Consider the following 23,726-nt stretch of genomic DNA (forward strand, 5'->3'; position numbering starts at 1 on the left):
CAAAAGCGTTTTCAGAAACAGTGAAACTGGTTATCCCCACAATCAGCGAATCACCAAGACAAAAAGATTTTTTCCATGAATTATTAACAACGGCGCTCATTAAAAGTGGTCACACTCCTATTCTAATCAATAAAAACTACCCTCAAAAACGAGTCATACAACAACTCAACAATGGAAATTTATCACTTTTTTGGATGATATCGTCGAAACAACGCGATCAAAAATATATCCCAATCAAGGTTAACCTTACTCAAAACTTAATTGGCAAACGTATTTTATTCATTAAGCAAGGTGAACAATATTTGTATGATAAAGTAAAAAACTTAAATGACTTCAGAAACTTACAATTAATAGCAGGAATGGGAATGCACTGGTTTGATGCGCAAGTGTGGAAAGCCAACAATCTGCGATATAAAGAAAAAGAAGGCAATTGGGAAGCTATTTTCAAAATGATACCGCGCAATCATACCTACGATTATTTTCCTCGAGGAATCAACGAGATTGTAAATGAATCTAAACAATACCCTGATCTTGATATCGAAAATAACCTCGTCTTTATTTATGACAGAGACTTCCAATTCTATTTAAGTAAAACTGGCTTAAATGCAGGAAAAAAGTATGAAAAGATACTCACCGAGGCTTTATTTCAAGCTGAAAAAAGTGGATTAATAAACCAATTAGTCGAAAAATATTGGGGAAATAATTTAAATATCTTAAATTATGAGCATCGAACAAAAATTCATTTATCGTTAGAATAATATATTGGGAATAGCATGGTGATGAAATCTCTGATTTATACCCGTTACCATTCAGCTAATTATCTACTCACTTCAATCAACAGCAATGAGTAAATAATTAACAAAGTTAGTTTTTACTCAGTATAAACCGTTAATTCTTGCCCTGGCATAAGGTAAGCTTTATCACCTAATTGGTTCCAACGCTTTAGATCATCGGTTTTAACATTGAAGTTATTTGCAATAACGCCCAAGGAATCTCCCATCTGCACCGTATAGGCCACTGATTTAGATTGTTGCGCCGAAGCTGCAAACACCGTCAACTTTTGACCTATTTGGATATATTTATTATTCGATAAATTATTCCAATCTTTTAAATCTGTTGTTTTAACGTTAAATTTAGCAGCGATAACACTTAAAGAATCGCCACGTTGTACCGTATAAATGACTGGACTAACAGATTTTTGAGCGCCTGATGTTTTTTCTTCTCCCTGTATGATTAATTGCTGGCCGGGTTTAATATATTGTTTATCATTTAATTGATTCCATTGCTTTAAGTCTGCAGTTTGCACATCAAATTTATTCGCAATAACACTTAATGAATCACCCGGTTGAACCGTATAACGCTGAGATGATGCGGACATATTTGTCTTTTTTTGCTCTGCTGTATAAATGGTTAATTTTTGCCCAGGTTTAATGCGTAACTTACCACTTAGCAAATTCCAACGTGTTAAATCAGAGGTTTTAACATTAAAGTTTTTAGCAATAACACTTAATGAATCCCCTGCAACAACCGTATATGAAATACTTTCTAATGCAGGTTCTGTTACCTGTTTTTTTGTTGAATAAATGGTTAGCTTTTGACCCGGTTTAATATATTGACGCTTGTTCAAATTGTTCCAACGTAATATATCCGCAGTTTTTACATCATATTTATTCGCAATTGTGCCAATAGAGTCACCAGAACGTACTTCGTAATGAACCGCAGTGCGTGCTATTTGCGTATTTCTAGATGCGCCATCAACTTTCCAAATCGTTAATTTTTGACCTGGACGTAATGTTTTTCGCGTTGATATTTTGTTCCATTTAGCAATATCTTGATAGGTTACATTATAACGACGACTGATATCCCAGAGAGAATCACCATCAACAACTTGGTACTGAATTTTACGTTTATTTTGGCCTTTTTCAGTAGCGGGATCTTGAAAACGCTTTGCTTGAGCATACAATTCATTTTCATGACCTTTACTCGCAACAGGAATAAGCAATGGCTGCCCGACACGAATAAGTGAATTATCTAAATTGTTTATTTGCTCTAGAACTTGTGTTGTTGTCCCCATTCTTTTTGCAATCACACTTAAACTATCACCAGAACGAACTTTATAACGATCCCAGCGAATCAAATTTTCTGGTGACGTTTTCGCTAGTTCAGCTGTAAATTGTTCTGCAATACGGGTTGGAACAAGAAGCTTATAAGGCCCCTCAGGGGAGGTTGCCCAATGATTGAATGCGGGATTCAACAACTGGATTTCAGCCACGGATAAATTAGCTAATTTAGCAGCATAGGCGAGATCGACTTGAGAACCAGTATCAACGTAGGTTAAGACTTGTTTATTAGGAATAACGGGTAAGGTCACGTTATATTGTTCGTGATTACGTAAAATATCAACCAAGGCAAGTAGCTTTGGTACGTAATTTTGTGTTTCCTTTGGTAAAGACAGGTTCCAGAAATCATATTCTTTATTTGCGCGCTTGTTTTTACGTACAGAGTTTTGTACTCGACCTTCGCCTGAATTATAAGCAGCAATCGCATGTAACCAATCGTTATCCAAAAAGTCATGCAAATAGATCATGTAACTTAAAGCCGCTTCCGTCGATGCAAACACATCCCTACGGCCGTCATACCACCAATTTTGTTTTAATCCAAAACGCTTCCCCGTCACAGGCATAAACTGCCATAATCCGGAGGCGCTACTTGAGGAGTAAGCAAAGGGATCAAATGCACTTTCAACAATAGGCAACAAAGCAAGCTCAAGAGGAAGGTCTTTAGCTTCTATTTTTTCAACGATAAGATATAAAAAAGGCTCCGCACGTTTTGAGACCTGTTCTAAATATTTAGGGTGGCTTAGGTAATAATCTCGATATTTAGCAATATTTTCATTATCAGGTACATCAAATGAAAAATCTTCAGCTAGCTTTAACCATAAGTTTTTATAAACAGGCGGAGAGACTGCTTGAAGATCAGTTTTAGTAGAATCTGCGATCACACCTTCACTTTCGTCTGCAAGGTGAGATAGTCCCTCTTCTTCATCTAAGCTCACGTCATAATTCACACTTTCGACTACATCGTCTGCAGCATGAGAAGTATGTAAAGGATCATTGGTTGTTACAGTAGTCTCTGTATTAGGAATAACCTGACAAGCTGTGAGTAAAAAAAGTAAGGAAAAAGAAACAATAATTTTCATAGCAGACCACTTATAGAAATAATAAGTGACGCATTCTATCGTAAAACAAATTTAAATTCAGCTTTTACAATCGTCTTATTATTGAATAATGTCACACCCTTTAAATTATCTAAAAATGCTTACATATCTGTAACTTAAAATTAAAATAACGATAAAAAGAGGATAATTATTTTGGTTGTTATTTTAATGATTATTCAATGATCAATTTGCAATATAGTCAATTCATTTTTACGTTGTTTCAATAAGATACATAATATACGATCTAAATTATGCGCTGAAAAATGGTCTAATTCAAAGCGAAAGCAGATCTAAATTGCAACTCCCTTTACAAACTTTCAACAACGAAGTAAACAACGTTAACCCGTAAAATAGATCAACTAATGACTACGATTGATATCGTACCTGTTGCTAATATCCCCATCATAAATCAGAAATTATCTTTATAGGTACGTAATGCCTTAAAGCATTCAAGATGACTGCTAATAGGCTGGGCTAATATGTTTTGCATTCGATTAATAACAACGGCTTCTTCACAACGTAAAAAAGGATTAATTGCCTTCTCCTGTCCAATAGATGTTGGAATAGTCGGAATCCCCTGCTGACGTTTTTTGCTCGCTTCTCGCGTATAAGCCAGTAACGCTTCATTTTTAGGTTCAACTTGTAGGGCGAAACTCAAATTTGCTTGCGTATATTCATGGGCACAATAGACCTTAGTATGTTCAGGTAACGCCGCTAAACGAGAAACAGAATCATACATTTGCTCATGTGTCCCTTCAAAAACACGTCCGCATCCAGCAGAGAAAAGCGTATCGCCACAAAAAAGAGCGTCGTCATTATAAAATGCAATATGATCTAATGTATGACCAGGTACTTCAGTTACTTGTAATGAATAACGCCCATCAAAGAAATGTAAGGTGTCACCTTCATGTACTAATTCACATTGAGGAAATAACATATTTTTACTGTAAAGTTTAATATCCTGGGGTTGAGCGTCTAACAATGCCTTTACACCACCCGTATGATCTTTATGATGGTGTGTTAATAAAATGGCATCGACTATCAGTTGCTGGTTCTCTAGTAGTTGTAAAACAGGTGCGGCTTCGCCGGGGTCGACAAGAATACAATGCGTACTTTGACTATCTTTAATAAGCCAAATATAGTTATCTGAAAATGCCTGAATTGTTAAAATATTAACCATAATTGATAATCGCTCTCTTGTACTTGGAATTAATAAATGAAAATAGCAAAAACAGCGCAACTTATCACGCCCGTTAAGAATTGGGACGAACTATTAAATGGTGAAAGACTACATAAACAAACACAAACTCAAATCGAAAAGTATTTGCCTCGATGTTTTGGCTACCACCTTTTAAAATTAGGCCATCTTAGTTGCTCTCTTGACACGACATTATCGCCAATTAGACACCATGTAAACTGTGCTGCCAATGAAAATAACATTGATTTACAAGCCGATCTGCAACAATTACCTTTGCAGGATGCATCCATTGACCTTTGTATTGTTGCTCATGAGATAAATTACTCGAATGATCCACATCAATTGCTACGTGAAATTGATAGGGTGTTAACGCTTGATGGAACATTAATGCTAAGCGCATATAACCCTATTAGTATGTTTGGTTTTCGCTCTTTATTTAAGCCTAAAAACATAAAAAAAACACGCTTATTTTTTCCTAATAGAGTCGTTGATTGGTTATCGGTATTAGGCTTTGAAATTACCCAAGAACAACATTTCAACTTTCTTCCCTTAGAAGGGAATTGTTTAATCTCAAATTACGTTGAAAAATTAGGACAACAATATGCGCCTTCTTTTTGTAGCGCTTATTTTATCGTTGCTAAAAAACAATCGGCTAAAATGACCCATATTAAATCGCCCTTTAAATTTAAAAAGCCAATTATCAACCGTCAACCTATTGTAACGCGTCGCCCTTCTCGCACTTAAGATTACCCGTCGTAACCAATATCTTCCTGTGTAGGGTTAGCTTCCGCAGCTTCACGCGCCAAGTCATCACAGCGCTCATTTTCAGGATGCCCAGAATGCCCCTTTACCCAATGCCAAGTAATCGTGTGCTTTTCCTGCGCCTGATCAAGTAGCTTCCATAAATCGACATTTTTAACCGGTGCCTTTGCAGCCGTTTTCCACCCACGCTTTTTCCAATTATGGATCCACTGTGTGATTCCTTGTCTAACATACTGACTATCTGTGGTTAAATCCACTTCACAAGGCTCTGTTAGCGCCGCTAAGCCTTTTATACAAGCAAGCATTTCCATACGGTTATTGGTGGTGCGAAGGTACCCTTCTGATAACTCTTTTCGATGTTTATTAAAAATTAAAATTGCACCGTAGCCGCCTGGACCAGGATTGCCTAAACATGAACCATCTGTAAAAAGCTGTATTTTTTTCATTTGAATGCCGCATTAGTTAAATTGTCAGTGCGAGGCTAGGTTTGCTAATATATGCATATTACCTCAACGTGCACTATAAATAGAGATCTCAATGAACACAAGTAAAGCAACTCGTCAGGTCGTGCTAGATACAGAAACAACCGGTATGAATAAAGATGGCAATGTTTGTCTTGGTCATCGTATTATTGAAATAGGTTGTGTCGAAGTCATTAATCGCCGTTTAACCGGACGACACTACCATGTCTATATCAAGCCTGACCGAGAAGTTGATCCAGAAGCTATTGCAGTCCATGGTATCACCGACGAGTTCTTGCAAGATAAGCCAACTTTTGATGAAGTTGCCGATGAGTTTATTGATTTTATTAAAGGTGCTGAATTAGTTATTCATAATGCGCCCTTCGATGTCTCCTTTATGGATCAAGAATTCCGTTTTGTAAATAAAAAGACCCAACCGACTGAAGAAATTGCCACGGTGACCGATACACTGGTTATGGCAAGAAAGATTTTTCCTGGAAAAAGAAATAATCTGGATGCTTTATGTGATCGATATGGTATTGATAACAAACATCGTGTTTTACATGGTGCATTACTTGATGCTGAAATATTAGCTGATGTTTACCTGTTTATGACGGGCGGACAAAAAAAACTTAATCTTTATAGCGGTGATATCAGTGAAACTACCACAACGCGACGAGCACATAAATCGCACGTACCACTCATCGTCATCAACGCAACTGATACTGAAAATGAAGAACACCAGAAGCGTTTAGACTTGATAGAAAAATCGGGGAGTTGCCTGTGGCGACAATAGTAAAACATATGGCCATCGGTATATTCATACTGATGGCCACTGGTTATTCCTTAGCACATACCATTTATGCACCAAGTGACATTGCCCTGTTAGATAATCGCTTCCGTATTGACCCTTATACGGAAAAAATTACATTTATACTTAACCATTCGCAGGGACGTCAACTTGTTGTTCTTGTTCGTCCAGACGGCAGTAAACTGTATGAAAAAAATCATCCTAAAAGTGTAACTTGGGTTGCAACAAATAACGTCGATATGATTACTATTGAAAATCCGATGGCTGGACCTTGGCAAGCCGTCGCTAATTTAGACAGTGAAAATCGAATCAAAATAATTAGCAAAGTCGAATTAAAAACAAATAAACTGCCATTAAAACTGTATGTAAGAGAATATATTACAACCCATGCATCCCTCTATTTAGACGATCAAATCATGACCGATAAAAACTACCTCAGTGGTGCAAAATTATCTGTCGCACTAATTGGAGAGCATAAAACGCAATTATCCTTATATAAAGACGATGGTAAAAGCTACGATGCCCTTCCATTCGATGGCAATTTAACCGCACGTATGTTTGTTAATACCACTCCCGGTCGATACCTCTTAAGCGTAAGAACAAAAAATGAAGTTTTTATGCGTAGTACAAATAAAGATGCCGTTGTTTTCCCATCTCCAATCAGTTACACATTTAAACAACGAGAATATGGTAGTGATGAAGCTGAATTTACCTTTAAAGTTGACTCAGAGGAATTAGCTCCTAGCTCAGTTACCATCGATGGTTTGATCAAAGATGCAAGTAATAATGTCGTCACTCAACTGATTTTGCATGGCACCGAAAACCTTTCAACACCAAATACACTAACCAAGATACAAAAAGTAGCGCATGGTGATTTTACTTTATCCGGTAAAGCCTTTGCGACAACCGTATCGGGACGAGAAATAGAGCTTCAACTTTCGGAGTTGAAATTTTGGTTAAGAAAAAAAGTAATTATGCCAACAATAGAATTAAGTGAAGCACTGCCAACAGATCCACTCGAAGTTATTGAAGAAACGCCAATATGGCAAAATATATGGGTCATTAGCGCAATATCTATTGGTGGATTATTCATCCTTGCCGGCGTAGTCTATTTTTTAATCGGGATACAAAGAAAGAAAGCACTCGCAGCAGAAAACCCTGAATTTTCATTGGACGAACTGACCATGACAGATTTACAATCTGACTCGACAAAGTCTAAATGATTTTAGATTCAGTGCTTATTTTTTCACTCAATCTGCACATAAAACAGGCGTTTGATTGGGTAAAATAACAATATTGGCTTTTTTTTGTTTTTCCTTATTGACTCTGTAAAAGCAACTACGTATTATCTGCGCCTCAACAACGTAGTGTTAAACACAACGTATTGATGTTAGCTGGAGTGGTAGTTCAGTTGGTTAGAATACCGGCCTGTCACGCCGGGGGTCGCGGGTTCGAGTCCCGTCCACTCCGCCAATTTCAATTGAAATTGACAAACTTTAGCTAGCATGTTGAATCTGATAATTATCACGTGGAGTGGTAGTTCAGTTGGTTAGAATACCGGCCTGTCACGCCGGGGGTCGCGGGTTCGAGTCCCGTCCACTCCGCCAACTATCATACTAAGTATGAGTTATAATTATCAAATGCTTAAACTGTAATACACTCGTGGAGTGGTAGTTCAGTTGGTTAGAATACCGGCCTGTCACGCCGGGGGTCGCGGGTTCGAGTCCCGTCCACTCCGCCAACCGTATTGCAAATATAAGCAAACAGTTATTATTAATTTAATAACGATTTATGTGTAACCAACACATAAAAATGAAGAAAGCTGTAACACACTCGTGGAGTGGTAGTTCAGTTGGTTAGAATACCGGCCTGTCACGCCGGGGGTCGCGGGTTCGAGTCCCGTCCACTCCGCCAACTTCATCTTTAAGATGAAAAGAACGATGTGTACAAACAGTCAGTCTATAATGTGAGTTATAGAACAATAAAAGATTTTAGCGGAGTGGTAGTTCAGTTGGTTAGAATACCGGCCTGTCACGCCGGGGGTCGCGGGTTCGAGTCCCGTCCACTCCGCCAATTTCCTTTATTAACCTCAAAATTATTCCTACTAAAAATAAAACTTCCCTTATCTATAAAACAATAAACAGAAATTCAGTTGTCATACCATTATATTAAATAGAATTATCTAAATTTTGCGCAGAACAAATTTTTTAATACTCGCCGAAAATTAGTGTAAATGGTTATTTCCTTACGAAACTTACAATAAAGAAATAAACAATTTTTACCGGTAATATCAATTCCGCTTATTATTACGATTGATATTAAAACCTATTTAAAAAAGAACTGGCGACAGAAGGATACATAAAGAGGCTTAGATAAGAAGAAAATAACAGCTGCAAGCGAAATACCAACAGCTGTAAGGCATACTTTAAGAAAAACTTAATTCGTCTGAAAATGAAGGTTTATCGGGCTCTAATTCTAATCCACCTTTGTTATTACTATCTTCTTCAGCTTGTTCTGCAAACCCTCCATGGTGCAGCTTAAATTTTAACGCTAAGTTTGTGGGTGAATCGGAGTTTTTAATTGCCTCTTCTTCAGATATCAATCCATCAACGATAGCCAAATCAAAAAGAGCACCGTCAAAGGTTTGCATCCCTAATTGTTTTGATTTTTCCATTACATCTTTTAGAAGCCCAAATTCACCTCGTTTTATCATGTCACGTATTGTCAACGTTCCCATCATCACTTCAATCGCTGCACAACGTTTTCCATCTAGCGTTGGAATTAAACGCTGGGAAATAAACGATTTAAGATTATTCCCTAAATCATTTAACAATTGATCGCGGCGTTCTTCGGGAAAAAAGTTAATAATACGGTCTAAGGCTTGGTTCGCATTATTTGCATGCAATGTCGAAATCGCTAAATGCCCCGTTTCAGAAAAGGCGAGTGCGTGCTCCATTGTTTCACGATCTCGGATCTCACCAATTAAAATAACATCGGGTGCCTGTCGTAATGTATTTTTAAGTGCAGCATGAAAACTACGTGTATCAACCCCAACTTCTCGTTGATTAATAATACTTTTCTTATGTTTATGAATAAATTCAACTGGATCTTCAATGGTAATAATATGACCCGATGAATTCATATTACGGTGATCGATTAAAGCCGCTAATGAAGTCGATTTACCCGATCCTGTTGCACCGATGAAAAGGACCAAACCACGTTTTGTCATAATCACGTCTTTGAGTATCTCGGGTAGCCTTAAATCTGCAAATTTAGGGATATCGACTTTAATATTACGCGCAACAATCGACACTTCATTACGTTGCTTAAAAATATTAACCCTAAACCGCCCTACTGAAGAAATAGAAATAGCTAAGTTCATTTCTAAATCTTGCTCAAATGCAATTTTTTGTTCCTTATCCATCATAGAATCTGCAATAACAGCAATTTCACCCGGTAAAAAAGGCGTCTCAATAAGCGGCCTTAAGGTGCCTTGAAACTTTGCAGTCGGTGGAGCACCTGTAGACAAGTAAAGATCGGATCCATCTTCACTTGCTAGAATATTAAGCATTTTTTCAAACTCCATCGGTAACTCCTAAATTTTAAATATTATTTGATGTATATATACCCGTTACCAATCAAGATACGCTTATCAGTCACTAGCTCGGATACCAAGGCAAGGCGTAACATGATGACAATGGCTAGTCCTTATCGAATGTTATAACGCAGTATTGGTGTTCGAGCTAGTGACCCGCAGGGCAAGACGAGAGGCAAACATCTTCGTTGTTATAAAGTCTCGATTTAACCCGTTAGATCTTCACCTTTATGCCTCGAATCTGCTCACCTCTCGTCTTGCTGATTTCTGCATCTTGATTGGTAACGGGTATAAATGATTATATTATAGCAATTGTATTAAATAACGGATCTAAATTTTGCGCAGGAAAATACTTTAATTAGAGGTAGAAATTGATGTAAATAGCTGCTCTATTTAGGAAAACTTCAATAAAGCAATAAACAATTTTACCCCGTAAATGGATCAGCTAATTATTACGATTGGTATTAAAGGGAATAAATAGTAAATGGCAAGTATAGTATAGTTTTCTTGCTAGTGGAGGGGGACAAAGAAAGTTGGATAGCAGTAACCAAAATAATAGGTTACTGCTTAATTTTTAAAAGACTAACCAGCCCAAGAGTCGCGTAATGCAACGGTACGATTAAACACTAAATGTTCAGTATTAGAATCATTGTCGGCACAGAAATACCCTTCGCGTTCAAACTGATGTGCATCGTTAACGACTGCATCTGCTAATCCAAGTTCAACAAAACCATGTCGCACAATTAAGGATTCTGGATTCAGGACTTCTTCAACATTTTCAGCCGCACCGGGGTTTTCCGTTAAGAATAAACGATCATAAATTCTAAACTCTGCCGGTTTATTATTTGTTGCATCAACCCAATGAATCACACCTTTGACTTTACGACCATCACTTGGATTTTTACCTAATGTTTCAGGATCATAAGAACAATGTATTTCAGTAATATTGCCCTCTGTATCTTTAATAACCTCATCGGCTTTAATCACATAAGCATTACGTAAACGCACTTCTTTACCAAGTACGAGACGCTTATATTTTTTATTCGCTGATTCTCTAAAATCTGCACGGTCGATATAAATTTGCCCAGAGAAAGGTAAAGTTCTGGTTCCCATACTTTCATCTTTAGGGTGCATAGGTGCAGTTAATTGCTCTGTTTTATGCTCATCATAATTAGTAATGATCACTTTGACTGGATCGATAACGGCCATTGCACGCGGTGCATTTGCCTCGAGATCTTCTCGAACACAGGCTTCTAGTGAAGCTAATTCAACGGTATTCTCCTGTTTGGTAATACCAATACGTTGACAGAAGTCACGAATAGCCGCAGCGGGATAACCTCGACGACGCATACCAGAAATAGTCGGCATACGCGGATCGTCCCAACCATCAACAATTTTATCAACCACTAACGCATTCAACTTACGTTTTGAGGTGAGCGTATATTGTAGGTTCAAACGCGAAAACTCGATTTGGCGAGGTTTACATTTAATACTAATATTCGCTAAAACCCAATCGTATAATGGGCGATGATCTTCAAACTCAAGCGTACATAAACTGTGTGTGATCCCTTCAATTGCATCAGAAATACAATGTGTGAAATCATACATAGGATAAATACACCATTTATCACCTGTTTGATGATGATGTGCAAAGCGGATTCGATAAATAACAGGATCACGCATTTTCATATTAGGTGATGCCATATCTATTTTTGCACGTAACATCATACTACCTTCTTCAAATTCACCTGCACGCATACGTGCAAACAAATCTAAACTTTCAGCAATAGGACGATTACGGAATGGACTATCTTTACCAGGTGAAGTCAATGTGCCACGATACTCACGTGTTTGCTCTGCATTTAGCTCACAAACATAGGCTTTTTCATTCTCAATTAACTCAACCGCATAGGCATATAATTGCTCAAAATAATCTGAAGAGTAATGAATATCGCCAGCCCATTTAAAGCCTAACCAAGAAACATCTTCTTGAATGGCTGCAACATAATCTGCATCTTCTTTTAATGGATTAGTATCATCAAAACGAAGATTACAAAGTGCATTAGGATAATCTACAGCCAAGCCAAAATTCAAACAAATAGACTTAGCATGGCCAATATGCAGATAGCCATTTGGCTCTGGGGGAAAACGTGTATGTATCGACTGATGCTTACCCGTTTTTAAATCATCATCAATGATATTACGAATAAAATTACTAGGGCCAGTTTCCACCTGAGTCATTGCTTACCTCTGCAAATATAAAAATCGAAAAATAAAACAATCATCGTATATTACAGAGAGAAGCTCAAGTGATTACGGAAAAATAAAGACGCATTTTATCTTTATTTACGTGTTCGCTTATTTTACAAGCCATTAATCAGTCATATTTCAATTATTATGGGGATTTGCGAGAGGAATATTAAATTAAAATGAACAACTTAGCAGAATAGAAGCCATATTATTTATGGCTTCTGGAAAGAAATAATACGCCTATTGTCCCCACTCAATAATACCGTCGACTTTAAAGCCATCTTCACTGACCACCAGCCATTTGATATGTTTTTCGCGCATAATTTCTTCTGCATCATTTAAGCGTGACATTTTAGAAATAAAGCAAGGTCGTTCATTCATTAACTGGCCTGCAGTACAACCGGCAATGCTTTCAGCTGAAATAAGAAAACGACGCACATCACCATCGGTAATAACACCCTGTAACTTATCATCTTTCATTACCAATGCTAACCCTGTCCGCGTTTCTGTCATAACCATTAATGCATCAGTCAATGATGTTTCTGCATTTACAAAGGGAAGGTTATCACTGCGCATATCGTTTTCGACAAAAGTAAGTAAACGACGTCCCAAACTTCCGCCGGGATGAAAACGCGCAAAATCCATCGGACTAAAGTTTTTCTCTAAACACAATGTCGACGCTAACGCATCACCAATAACTAACGTTAGTGTTGTTGATGTCGTTGGTGCGAGGTTATTTGGACAGGTTTCTTTTTCAACACTGGCATCTAATACGACATCAGAATTCTGTGATAATGTGGAATTAATACCGCCTGTAATAGACACAATTTTGTTGCCAAAGTGTTGAATCGACGGAATTATCTTTAATAATTCATCGGTTTCGCCACTATAAGAGATAAGCAATAATAAATCATCTTCGGTGATCATACCGAGGTCACCATGAAACGCTTCTCCAGGATGCATAAAAAAGGAAGGCGTGCCTAATGAAGCAAGTGTGGCTGAAATTTTACGGCCAATATGTCCCGATTTCCCCATACCGCTAACAATCACCCGTCCCTTACATGCTTTCATTAATCCGAGGGCTAATAGGTATTCATCTCCAAGGCGTTTGCTATGCGCTGACAAAGCGGCCATTTGGACATCAAAAACGGAGTGGACTTCTTTAAGTAGTTGCTCAGAGGATAACGAAAACTGTGTCATAAAAGATCCTTATGGGAGCGAAAGGTATATGAGTTGGTCGTAAAATTGGGTATTGAATAAAAAATTGGTCGGTATGATAGGATTTGAACCTACGACCCCTGCTCCCCCAGAGCAGTGCGCTACCAAGCTGCGCTACATACCGATTTGGCCTTTAGTCTAATAAATTATCTGTAAGATGCAATAAAAACTTAACAAAACAAAGAGATAAATGCATAAAAACTAAAATACCCACCTTAGTGGGTATTTTCTATACGAAGTCGTTCAGTTATTAAACAGACAAACAATCAAACTCAACTAATGTATCCACATCAGCATCGTAATCAATACCATCAAGACCAAAGCCGAATAGTTGTAAAAACTCTTCTTTATATTCTTTATAGTCAGTTAATTCAAACAGATTTTCAGTGGTGATCGTTGGCCATAGATCTTTACAGGCTTGTTGCACATCATCACGAAGTTCCCAATCATCCAAACGTAAACGACGAGCATCATCTGTTGTTGGTGCACTTGCATCTTCTTTATAAAGCTGCGCCGTGAATAAGCGATGAATTTGTTCCATACAACCTTCGTGAAGTCCTTTTTCTTTCATGATTTTAAATACCATTGAAATATATAAAGGCATAACAGGAATTGCAGAACTTGCCTGTGTTACGACACTTTTTTGTACTGAAACATAAGCTTCGCCATTTAATGGAGCAAGTTGTTTTTGAATAGCTGTTGAGGCACGGTCTAAATCGATTTTTGCTTGCCCTAATGCACCATCCCAGTAGATTGGCCAAGTCAGCTCTGTACCAATATAAGAGTAAGCGACGGTTTTAACGCCTTCAGCTAATACATTCGCATCTGCCAGTGCACTTAACCAAAGTTCCCAATCTTGTCCACCCATAACGGTAACAGTATTAGCAATTTCTTCTTCCGTAGCAGGTTCAACGGATGCTTCGATAATACAATCTTTATTCGTGTCAATTGCAGTCGATACATAAGTATCACCAATCGGTTTTAAGCTTGAACGAATCACTTCGCCTGTATCTGGCATTTTACGCACAGGCGCAGCAACGGAATAAATAATCGCATCAATTTGACCTAGATCTGCCTTGATAAGCTCGATTACTTTTGCTTTAGTTTCATGTGAAAAAGCATCGGCATTAATACTTTTAGCGTACAGGCCGTCTGCCTTTGCTTGTTTTTCAAAGGCAGCACTGTTATACCAACCCGCTGAACCTGGTTTACGCTCAGTCGCAGGCTTTTCAAAAAATACACCAATGGTAGATGCATCACTTCCGTATGCAGCGGCAATACGTGAAGACATACCGTAACCAGCAGAAGAGCCAATCACTAATACACGTTTAGGACCATTTTTAATTGGCCCTTGTTTTTTAGTGTATTCAATTTGCGTTTGAATATTTTTCTCACAGCCCACAGGGTGAGTCGTTGTACAAATAAAGCCACGAATCTTTGGTTTAATGATCATAATAGAACTCTTCTCTTTTATTGATTTTCAGGTTAAATACTGAAATTTTATTTTGTAATAGCGCGTAATATACCCATGTTCCTTCAAGATGCAAAGTCAGCAAGGAAAATTGCAGGTTATCATTTTACTATATTAGGTAATTCACCCGTTAATCCCATTGCCTGTTTAACAAATTGTGTTTTTAAAGGCGTAAACTTATCGGTGATATTCAGAGCGAAATCACGTAATCCTTTTTGAACTGGATTATTCCCTTCAAATACCCGTTTTAATAATTCCATCGAAGCTATCATCTGCAAGGCTTCACTCTTACGCCAACGTTCAAATTGACGTAAATGCGGATACATGCCAATGTCTTTGTCCATTTCATTATTTGCGTTCAGGGTTTGCGCTAAACTTAACGCATCTAACAATCCTAAATTTAATCCCTGTCCTGCTAATGGATGAATCGTATGCGCAGCATCACCTATTAACGCAATACGGTGTTTAGCAAAATCACGCGCATAACGCATGGTCAACGGAAAAGATTGACGTGCACTATTCACTTCACAAGCACCAAGACGATTATCAAAAGCACGCGTAAGCTGTTTATTAAACTCACTATTCGATAACGCCATTAAAAATTCAGCTTTCTCTGGTGGAACAGACCAAACAATGGAGCACAGGTTTTGTTCAAATAACGGTAAAAAAGCCAATGGCCCCTGCGGTGTGAAAATTTGTCTTGCGCATTGTTGATGTGGTAATTCAGTTTTAATCGTCGCAACAATCGCGTGGTGGTCATAATCCCATGATACAAGGGGAATATCAGCTTTATTACGTATCCACGAATTCGCACCATCGGCAGCAACCACTAACTTAGCAGTCAGTGACTCATTACTCTCTAGCGTTAACCAATTTTCACCTTCACCGACGGCAAGATTGGTTAATTGATCGGGGCAATAAAATGTCACATTCGATTGTTTTTCAACGGATTGTAATAATGCATGTTCTATTTGCTCATTTTCAACAATATAACCAAGCTGTTCATGTGCTACCTGCTTTGCATTAAATTCTATTTTTGCTGCGCTATCTTGGTCCCAAACCTTCATGGTGTCGTAGGGCGTAATCCGCTGTTTATTAAGCAATGGCCAAATACCAAGCTTTTCAAATAGGGTTTGACTTGCAAAACTAATCGCACTCACTCGCCCAATAACCGCATCATCTAGTTTCTTCGCTGTAGTTCCTTCGATTAATGCAATCGATAGATGGCTATCAGCTAAACTTGCAGCCAGTGTTAGCCCAACAATCCCTCCACCAATAATAGCTAAATCATAGGATTGAATCATGGTGTATCCCTTTTAAATTAAACTGTCCTTTCGCTTGTTTAACGATCGGTAAGGACAAAGCTGGTAAGCAACTCATTGCACGTAACGTGATATTACGACCAAGTACCATAAGGCTATTTGGACTACTAAAACCTCGAACAATAGTATCTGTCATTAAGATGGTATTGTGATGATCTTGCTGTCGGATTGACCAATACCGATCAATCATTTTATATTCACCAAGACATTGAACATCATCAAGTTGATTAATGACTTGTGCTAATGAATACAAGTCTCGTAACCCTAAATTAAAGCCCTGCCCCATGACTGGATGCAAACAATGTGCAGCATTTCCAATACAGATACCTCGATGCGTAATTGGCTTATTTATTTTAATTAGAAATAAAGGGTAAGTATCTCGTTTACCCACTGTATTGATAATGCCAGCACGATAGCCAAAGGCTTGTTGAACTTCTCGGGTGTATTCAGTATCGTCTAACGACATGAGCCGATCTAGGTCATTATTATTGACCGACCAAACTAATGAAAAACGATTTTCTCTTAAAGGCAATAACGCAATCGGCCCATCTTCAGTAAACCGTTCGTAAGCCTTATTTAAATGCGGTTGAGAGCACGCAACATTGGCAATCATTGCACTACAGCCATAATCAAAAGATTGTGCACTAATATTCAATAATTGACGGGTTAAACTATCCCCCCCATCGGCTGCAACACATAGTTTTGCTGTAAATCGAGTGCCATCCTGCAGATAACAAATAGCATGTTCGACTGTTTTTTCTATTGTTTTCAAGCTGGTGCTATACAAACGCGTTAGTTGTGAGTATTTTGCAAGCTGACGGTTAATAATTTCACCGACATTTTGCAACTCCACAACATAACCAAAGGGAAGCTCTGATTCGTTTTTAATAAGATCTAACGCCCCAATATGCCCACGGTCAGAAATATGAATATCATCAATAGCCTGTGCTTTTTCTTTTAGTGCCGACCATAACCCTAAATCATCGAGAAGTTCACAGCTTCCTGCACTCAATGCGATACTACGTGCATCAAACCCAGGATGGCGAGCGGGTTCTATTTGTTGGGGATTATTATCAATTAAGAGAATATTTAATGTGGGCGAGCGCTGCAAAATAGCATGACTTAATAAAGATCCCGCGATCCCAGCCCCGACAATGACAACATCATAATCGGTAGCAGTAGTTTGTTTATTTATCATCGATTTATGCATCTGCCATTAACGCTTCAATTTCATTAATACTTTTAGGAACATCTGCGGTCAACACATCGCCACCAGATTCGGTCACCAATACATCATCTTCAATACGAATACCTATTTTCTTCCATACATCATCAACATCTGCATCATGACTAATATATAAACCGGGTTCAATGGTCACAACCATGCCAGGTTCAAGCAAACGAGGATTATCTTTTGTACCGTATTCACCAACATCATGCACATCAAGGCCCAAATAATGACCGATACCATGCATATAAAAATCTTTATATGCTTCCTGTGCAATCAGTTCATCGGGATCACCTTCCATAATGCCTAACTCAATCAAGCCATCAACCATTTGTTTAATCACATTTTGATTAATGTCGAACAAGGTAGCACCAGGCCTTACCTGACTAATCGCACGAACTTGTATATCTAGCACCAATTGATATAACATCGCTTGATGTTCAGAAAAATGCCCATTAACGGGAAACGTTCGAGTTATATCTCCCGCATAACCTTGATATTCAGCCCCAGCATCAATTAAAACCAACTGACCGTCCCGTAATTGGCGATTATTGTTGGTATAATGCAAAATACAGGCATTCTCCCCACCAGCAACAATACTGTTATAGGCAATATCGCGTGTCCCCTGCTGAGCAAATTCATACTCAACTTCCGATTGTAACTGATACTCCCACATGCCCGGACGACATGCTTGCATAGCACGAATATGCCCTGCAGCTGAAATTTCTGCGGCTTCAGATAATAATGCAATTTCAGCTTCAGACTTAATCAAACGCATTTCGTGGAGTATCGGTAAACTATCGATAAATTGATGAGGTGCAATTACCCCTTTACGCTTATCTCCACGCATTTCTGTCATCACTTCTTTCAATACAATCTCTAATTTCTCATCTTGAAATATAGGGAAATAAATCGTATCAATACCATTTAACAATAAAGGAAGCTTTTCAAGTAACTCATCAATTTGATAAGCTTGATCAAAATAAAGATCGCTAACAGCGGCCTTTTGACCCAATCGATAACCATGCCAAATCTCTTCTAGCCTATCCTTAGCCCGGTTAAATAAGATAGATTTTTGAGCGTCTTCTGTTTTCACTAGCACAAGACACGCATCGGGTTCATTTAAACCCGATAAATACAAAAAATCGCTACTTTGTCGGAATCTATATTCAGAATCATTATTACGAACTTTTTCATCTGAAGAAGAAAAAATGGCAAGACTATTATCACTCATCTGTTCAAAGAAACTAATTCTTCGAGATTCAAATTCATTCATAAAGCATTCCTAATTAAGTAATTCACAATTAGTTTTATATCATATTGTTATAATGAGAATTTACTTTTTATTATAACAATTGTATTAAATATATGATCTAAGTTTTGCGCTGGAAAAATGGTTTAGTTTGAGGCGAAAGTTGCCACTACCGAGAGATTAACAAGTGAATCCTCTAACGTGAGAATTAATATAAAGACATTAATTCTTTAATGGTTGTTCCCTTAACGAAACTTTCAACAAAGACATAAACTATTTTAACCAGCAAAATAGATCAGCTAATTATTACGATTGGTATTACACAAGCAAAAACCGATAGTATCCAAACAGATGCTATCAGAAAAATAATCTAAAGAGATTTGCACCAACGTTATTTTTAATGGATGGTTTCAGAGACTGGTGGTGTCGCTTTGCGAGAGAAAGTATTAAAACAAAGCATCGCCCCTACCCGCAAATATTCAACGATTTCGGTAAAAGCGATTTCAGATTCTTCATCTTCTTGCTCAAAATCAAGCGCAACTTGAGAAATATCACGAATATCACGAATTAATTCTTGAATATCATCAGATGCGTCATTTAATCCTTGTTGCACCATACCAAAACCGACTAAAAACCCTTGTGCCCATTGCGCCATCGCTTCAGCACGATCATCAAGCGGAATATCATCATTCGGTAATAATAATGTAAATCCTAATCCATCATCGGTTATTTGACTAACTACCTGCTCATAAATTGAATCAATGACACGTTGCACATTTAGCGGTAATCCCATTCCTTCATTAACAACATCGTTAAAAAAAGATTGCCAACTTTTATCATCAAGCTTAACGCCGCCACAAACCAGCCCAGACAAAACACCATGTGTTTCCGATGCATTTGTATAAAGTTCAGCGTTCTCGAGGGTTTGCGTTATTTTTTCAAAACTAAGTAATGTTTTTTTGCTCATTTAGATGACTCTTTATATTAACAATGAATTTATTATGTTCAGATCATAGTGATGATAAATATATTCTAACACTCAGAAAATCTAGCTACCAGTAAGTACTTGAAACTTAATCGCTAGATAGTTATAGTGCCAATATTCGAGCTACCTCAAAAAAGCAGAAAGAAATAGACTAAAAAATGATAAGGCGCTAGGTGAAACACAGTCGATTAAATCATACTGATTCATACCTTAAACCCAAACTTTAGTATTTATCATCAAGCTATTGAGCGTTTACTTCTAATGAAATGGATGACCTAATATTTATATTCTGTCATGGGTTCATTTGAGTAACCGTGCTCTATTTAAAAAGAGTACATATAGGTTATTTCTTTTTAAGTGAAGCTCGTTAGTATATTATTAGCGACTATTTTATATTTTATTGTACGGATTAATTATGGCAAATGTTGAGATCTCAATTTTAGGACAACAATATAAAATTGCCTGTCCTGATGGTAAGGAAGAAACGCTTCAAGAAACCGTTGCGCAATTCAACAATATATTGAAAGAAATAAAAAGTAGCAGTCGTACGCTTCGAAATGAACAATTAATTGTGATGGCGGCATTAAATGTTTGTCATGAGCTTCAAACCGAAAAAAGTACCAATGAGAAACAAACAGAAAAGCTAAATGAGCGCATTCAATACCTTCAAGATTCAATAGAAAAGGCATTACAACCTACCTATAAGTAAATTGTAAAATAGAAGATCTATAATTTTCATACAGATACAGATTACTATTTAACCATTCCCTGTTGCATTTCAAAAATATCCGTAAAAATACTTTTCAAACGGAAAAATCTGACGTAGAGTATTTATAACCCTCGGGTATTCGCTATATTGACTACGTCCCTGAGCCGATAAGCTTTACTCTGGTGACTTGGTTCAAATTCTATTGTGCAAACTCGGCTAGTATCGAGAAGCCTACGGTCTTTGCTAAGACGCCGACTTTGACCTTCGGGTTCAAGGTCAACAGTCAATAACGGTGCCCTTGGGTTACTCACCGATAACAACGAACTTTTTAATAATAAATTCTTCCTTTTAATTAAAAATACTACATTACAATTGCCTCTTCATTTAATCTATTAGACAATCCAATGACTCTCTGTATTTCATTATTAACGAGTCGACTATTATGGTTATTCATCCTCATCAGCCAACACAATCAACAATGCAATTACGGGCTCAAATTCGCCAAGATATTCGAACGGCAAGGCGTGGTTTAACCAGCACCCAACAACTCGCAGATGCGAATAAACTCTTTAATCGATTAATTACACACCCAAAAGTCAAAAATGCACAACATATCGGCATTACACTGGCCAATGATGGGGAAATTGAAACCGTTGAATTTATTAAATGGTGTTGGGCAAACAATAAACAAACTTATCTACCAGTCATCGATCCGATTAAAAAAGGCCATTTAATCTTTATTGAATATACACATAAGACAGAAATGGCATTAAATCGATATGGTATTTATGAACCTAAACAATGTGCAACTCATCGCTGTGCCATTGCTAAATTGAATATTATATTTACACCACTCGTCGCCTTCGATTTACAAGGAAATCGTATTGGTATGGGCGGTGGTTATTATGATCGTATATTATCACCATGGTTTAAGGACAAAAAAGGCCCTTATCCGATTGGGCTTGCTCATGACTGCCAACAAGTAAACAATCTCCCCATTGAAGAGTGGGATGTTCCGTTACCTGAAATTATCACGCCAAGTCAACATTACTATTGGTAATGAAAAAATTAACAAATATCTCATGGATAACTCAATCTAACGGGTTATAATCTCGCCACTTAATCTCAGCAGCAGACAGGATAGATAAAAGATGACTCAAGATGATATGAAAAAAGCAGCCGCTTATGCAGCATTACCCTATGTTAAAAAGAATTCAATTGTTGGTGTTGGCACAGGATCAACGGTAAATCATTTTATCGACGCCCTTGCAACTATGAAAAACGACATTGATGGTGCGGTATCAAGCTCACTAGCATCGACTGAAAAATTAAAAGCCTATGGTATTAAAGTATTCGATCTCAATGAAGTCTCTGAGTTAAGTGTTTATGTTGATGGTGCAGATGAAATCAACCCATATAATCATATGATCAAAGGCGGTGGCGCTGCACTAACACGAGAAAAAATTGTTGCCGCTGTTGCTGATAAATTTATCTGTATTGTCGATAATACAAAAAATGTTGATATCTTAGGTGCTTTCCCACTGCCCGTTGAAGTTATCCCAATGGCACGTAGTTATGTTGCTCGTGAATTAGTTAAATTAGGTGGCCAACCAGAATACCGTCAAGGTGTATTAACAGATAACGGCAATATTATTCTTGATGTTCATAACCTAAGTATTACCGAGCCACTTAAACTTGAAGCGCAGATCAATGCCATTGTTGGCGTCGTCACTAATGGTTTATTCGCTAACCGTGGTGCAGATGTTGTACTAGTTGGTTCGCCAACCGGCGTACAAACTTTAAAATAACCCGTATAGATAAAATTGGAATAAGCTAGTTGAAAATTAGCTATGTGAATAACCTTGCAATTGTTCACATAGCCCTCAATTTTTGCTATTTTATGCTCATAAATTTTTAATCAAATTAATTACTTACCACTTATAACGCCCAAGGAACTAAAATGACTACGTTATCGCTCAGTAAAGATAAAATTAAAGTGCTATTACTTGAAGGATTACACCCAAGCTCAGTAGAAACATTCTCTCAAGCGGGTTACACCAACATTGAAAGCATTAAAACTTCATTACCTGAAGAGCAATTAATCGAAAAAATAAAAGATGTTCATTTTATTGGGATTCGATCACGTAGTAACTTAAATGAAAAAGTACTTGCTGCTGCAGATAAATTAGTTGGTATTGGTTGTTTCTGTATTGGTACAAACCAAGTTGACCTTGATGCTGCACAGAAAAAAGGGGTGGTTGTATTCAATGCACCGTTCTCAAACACGCGAAGTGTTGCTGAATTGGTTTTAGGACAAGCACTATTATTATTACGTGGCGTACCAGAGCGTAATGCAAAGGCACACCGTGGTGAATGGGACAAATCGGCAATCGGTTCTTACGAAGCGCGTGGTAAAAACCTCGGCATTATCGGCTACGGACATATCGGGACACAATTTGGTATTCTTGCAGAAAACCTTGGTTTTAAAGTGTCATTCTACGACGTAGAAAGTAAATTAGCACTTGGTAATGCCGTACAAGTTCATAGCATGGAAGAGTTGCTTGCTCAATCTGACGTGGTTAGTTTGCACGTACCTGAACTACCATCAACTAAAAATATGATGGGAGCAACCCAATTTGCACAAATGAAAGATGGTGCGATCTTTATGAATGCAGCCCGTGGTACAGTTGTTGACATCCCGGCATTATGTGATGCATTAGAAAGTAAAAAACTATCTGGTGCGGCAGTTGATGTATTCCCAACTGAGCCAAAATCAAATAAAGAAGAATTTGAATCACCACTTCGTAAATTTGACAATGTATTCCTTACTCCACACGTAGGTGGTAGCACGCAGGAAGCACAAGAAAACATCGGTTATGAAGTTGCAGGTAAACTGGTTAAATACTCTGACAATGGCTCAACATTGTCTGCAACTAACTTCCCTGAAGTTTCTTTACCCATTCAACAAGATGTTAGCCGTTTACTGCATGTACACCAAAACCAACCAGGTATTTTGACTAAAATAAACTTGGCTTTTGCAGAGAATCACATCAATATCGCAGCACAATATTTACAAACAAATGCGAAAATTGGCTATGTTGTTATTGATGTAAACAGCGAAGATGCAGAAACTGCACTGGCTAAATTAAAAGAAATTGAAGGTACAATACGCGCGCGTTTACTTAACTAATTTTAAGTAAACCCAGCACATAACCCCCCAAGTAATAGCGATATTACTTGGGGTTTT

At 37.7% G+C, this 23,726-nt stretch carries 19 protein-coding genes, 6 tRNA genes and 1 other RNA gene; 14 read left to right on the forward strand and 12 right to left on the reverse strand.

Features of this window, described 5'->3' with window-relative positions; all coding sequences use genetic code 11:
- The first annotated feature begins 20 nt into the window (after window positions 1–20).
- On the forward strand, window positions 21–758 hold the full coding sequence (locus ACR30L_RS16765) for a hypothetical protein (protein ID WP_435235388.1): 738 nt from the start codon (window positions 21–23) through the stop codon (window positions 756–758).
- A 113-nt stretch (window positions 759–871) separates the two neighbouring features.
- On the opposite strand, the gene ACR30L_RS16770 is transcribed toward ACR30L_RS16765, so the two are convergent.
- The gene (locus tag ACR30L_RS16770; protein ID WP_435235389.1) at window positions 872–3,199 is read right to left on the reverse strand and encodes a LysM peptidoglycan-binding domain-containing protein; all 2,328 of its coding nucleotides are present in this window, start codon (window positions 3,197–3,199) and stop codon (window positions 872–874) included.
- Between the two features lie 427 nt (window positions 3,200–3,626).
- Window positions 3,627–4,397: a hydroxyacylglutathione hydrolase gene (gloB, locus tag ACR30L_RS16775; protein ID WP_435235390.1), complete on the reverse strand. Its 771-nt coding sequence runs from the start codon at window positions 4,395–4,397 to the stop codon at window positions 3,627–3,629.
- A gap of 36 nt (window positions 4,398–4,433) precedes the next feature.
- Here gloB and ACR30L_RS16780 point away from each other — a divergent pair, with 36 nt between their 5' ends.
- Window positions 4,434–5,159: a class I SAM-dependent methyltransferase gene (locus tag ACR30L_RS16780; protein WP_435235391.1), complete on the forward strand. Its 726-nt coding sequence runs from the start codon at window positions 4,434–4,436 to the stop codon at window positions 5,157–5,159.
- Between the two features lie 2 nt (window positions 5,160–5,161).
- On the opposite strand, the gene rnhA is transcribed toward ACR30L_RS16780, so the two are convergent.
- Window positions 5,162–5,623 carry a ribonuclease HI gene (gene rnhA / locus ACR30L_RS16785; RefSeq protein WP_435235392.1) on the reverse strand — a complete coding sequence of 154 codons (462 nt, stop codon included), beginning with the start codon at window positions 5,621–5,623 and terminating at the stop codon, window positions 5,162–5,164.
- Between the two features lie 91 nt (window positions 5,624–5,714).
- Between rnhA and dnaQ the strand changes: the two genes are divergently transcribed.
- The 7 genes from dnaQ (at window position 5,715) to ACR30L_RS16820 (ending at window position 8,522) form a co-directional block, all read left to right on the forward strand.
- Window positions 5,715–6,434 (forward strand): DNA polymerase III subunit epsilon, encoded by a 720-nt coding sequence (gene dnaQ, locus ACR30L_RS16790; protein ID WP_435235393.1) that lies wholly within the window; start codon window positions 5,715–5,717, stop codon window positions 6,432–6,434.
- Complete coding sequence (locus tag ACR30L_RS16795) at window positions 6,422–7,672, forward strand: hypothetical protein (RefSeq protein WP_435235394.1); 1,251 nt, start codon at window positions 6,422–6,424, stop codon at window positions 7,670–7,672. Before dnaQ ends, ACR30L_RS16795 begins: the two co-directional genes overlap by 13 nt.
- A 173-nt stretch (window positions 7,673–7,845) precedes the next feature.
- Window positions 7,846–7,922, forward strand: a tRNA-Asp gene (locus ACR30L_RS16800).
- Between the two features lie 57 nt (window positions 7,923–7,979).
- Window positions 7,980–8,056 (forward strand) — tRNA-Asp (locus ACR30L_RS16805).
- A gap of 57 nt (window positions 8,057–8,113) precedes the next feature.
- A tRNA-Asp gene (locus ACR30L_RS16810) sits at window positions 8,114–8,190 on the forward strand.
- 96 nt (window positions 8,191–8,286) lie between these two features.
- A tRNA-Asp gene (locus tag ACR30L_RS16815) sits at window positions 8,287–8,363 on the forward strand.
- A gap of 82 nt (window positions 8,364–8,445) precedes the next feature.
- Window positions 8,446–8,522 (forward strand) — tRNA-Asp (locus tag ACR30L_RS16820).
- A gap of 352 nt (window positions 8,523–8,874) precedes the next feature.
- Here the strand turns inward: ACR30L_RS16820 and ACR30L_RS16825 are convergent.
- The 9 genes from ACR30L_RS16825 to ACR30L_RS16865 form a co-directional block, all read right to left on the reverse strand.
- Window positions 8,875–10,035 (reverse strand): PilT/PilU family type 4a pilus ATPase, encoded by a 1,161-nt coding sequence (locus tag ACR30L_RS16825; RefSeq protein ID WP_435235395.1) that lies wholly within the window; start codon window positions 10,033–10,035, stop codon window positions 8,875–8,877.
- 591 nt (window positions 10,036–10,626) lie between these two features.
- Window positions 10,627–12,285 (reverse strand): glutamine--tRNA ligase, encoded by a 1,659-nt coding sequence (gene glnS, locus ACR30L_RS16830; protein ID WP_435235396.1) that lies wholly within the window; start codon window positions 12,283–12,285, stop codon window positions 10,627–10,629.
- 249 nt (window positions 12,286–12,534) lie between these two features.
- Entirely contained in the window at window positions 12,535–13,494 is a 960-nt protein-coding gene (locus tag ACR30L_RS16835) for a KpsF/GutQ family sugar-phosphate isomerase (RefSeq protein ID WP_435235397.1), read from the reverse strand.
- 65 nt (window positions 13,495–13,559) lie between these two features.
- A tRNA-Pro gene (locus tag ACR30L_RS16840) sits at window positions 13,560–13,636 on the reverse strand.
- Between the two features lie 126 nt (window positions 13,637–13,762).
- A complete protein-coding gene (fabV, locus tag ACR30L_RS16845) occupies window positions 13,763–14,965 on the reverse strand; it encodes an enoyl-ACP reductase FabV (RefSeq protein ID WP_435235398.1) in 1,203 nt (400 codons plus the stop codon).
- A gap of 119 nt (window positions 14,966–15,084) precedes the next feature.
- On the reverse strand, window positions 15,085–16,287 hold the full coding sequence (locus ACR30L_RS16850; RefSeq protein WP_435235399.1) for an FAD-dependent monooxygenase: 1,203 nt from the start codon (window positions 16,285–16,287) through the stop codon (window positions 15,085–15,087).
- Window positions 16,271–17,503 carry a 2-octaprenyl-6-methoxyphenyl hydroxylase gene (ubiH, locus tag ACR30L_RS16855; protein ID WP_435235400.1) on the reverse strand — a complete coding sequence of 411 codons (1,233 nt, stop codon included), beginning with the start codon at window positions 17,501–17,503 and terminating at the stop codon, window positions 16,271–16,273. The genes ACR30L_RS16850 and ubiH overlap by 17 nt, the downstream gene beginning before the upstream one ends.
- A gap of 4 nt (window positions 17,504–17,507) precedes the next feature.
- Window positions 17,508–18,809: a Xaa-Pro aminopeptidase gene (gene pepP / locus ACR30L_RS16860; RefSeq protein ID WP_435235401.1), complete on the reverse strand. Its 1,302-nt coding sequence runs from the start codon at window positions 18,807–18,809 to the stop codon at window positions 17,508–17,510.
- A gap of 373 nt (window positions 18,810–19,182) precedes the next feature.
- Complete coding sequence (locus tag ACR30L_RS16865) at window positions 19,183–19,752, reverse strand: UPF0149 family protein (RefSeq protein WP_435235402.1); 570 nt, start codon at window positions 19,750–19,752, stop codon at window positions 19,183–19,185.
- A gap of 433 nt (window positions 19,753–20,185) precedes the next feature.
- Here ACR30L_RS16865 and ACR30L_RS16870 point away from each other — a divergent pair, with 433 nt between their 5' ends.
- The 5 genes from ACR30L_RS16870 to serA all read left to right on the forward strand — a co-directional run bounded on the left by ACR30L_RS16870 (window position 20,186) and on the right by serA (window position 23,669).
- The gene (locus ACR30L_RS16870; protein WP_435235403.1) at window positions 20,186–20,479 is read left to right on the forward strand and encodes a cell division protein ZapA; all 294 of its coding nucleotides are present in this window, start codon (window positions 20,186–20,188) and stop codon (window positions 20,477–20,479) included.
- 124 nt (window positions 20,480–20,603) lie between these two features.
- Window positions 20,604–20,787, forward strand: a non-coding RNA gene (ssrS, locus tag ACR30L_RS16875) — 6S RNA.
- A 134-nt stretch (window positions 20,788–20,921) separates the two neighbouring features.
- On the forward strand, window positions 20,922–21,539 hold the full coding sequence (locus ACR30L_RS16880; protein WP_435235404.1) for a 5-formyltetrahydrofolate cyclo-ligase: 618 nt from the start codon (window positions 20,922–20,924) through the stop codon (window positions 21,537–21,539).
- A 91-nt stretch (window positions 21,540–21,630) separates the two neighbouring features.
- Entirely contained in the window at window positions 21,631–22,287 is a 657-nt protein-coding gene (rpiA, locus tag ACR30L_RS16885; protein ID WP_435235405.1) for a ribose-5-phosphate isomerase RpiA, read from the forward strand.
- Between the two features lie 152 nt (window positions 22,288–22,439).
- Window positions 22,440–23,669, forward strand: a complete 1,230-nt coding sequence (gene serA, locus ACR30L_RS16890; protein WP_435235406.1) for a phosphoglycerate dehydrogenase — start codon at window positions 22,440–22,442, stop codon at window positions 23,667–23,669.
- Window positions 23,670–23,726: the final 57 nt, after the last annotated feature.

Source organism: Psychromonas saccharinae (assembly GCF_051201515.1).
GTDB lineage: Bacteria > Pseudomonadota > Gammaproteobacteria > Enterobacterales > Psychromonadaceae > Psychromonas.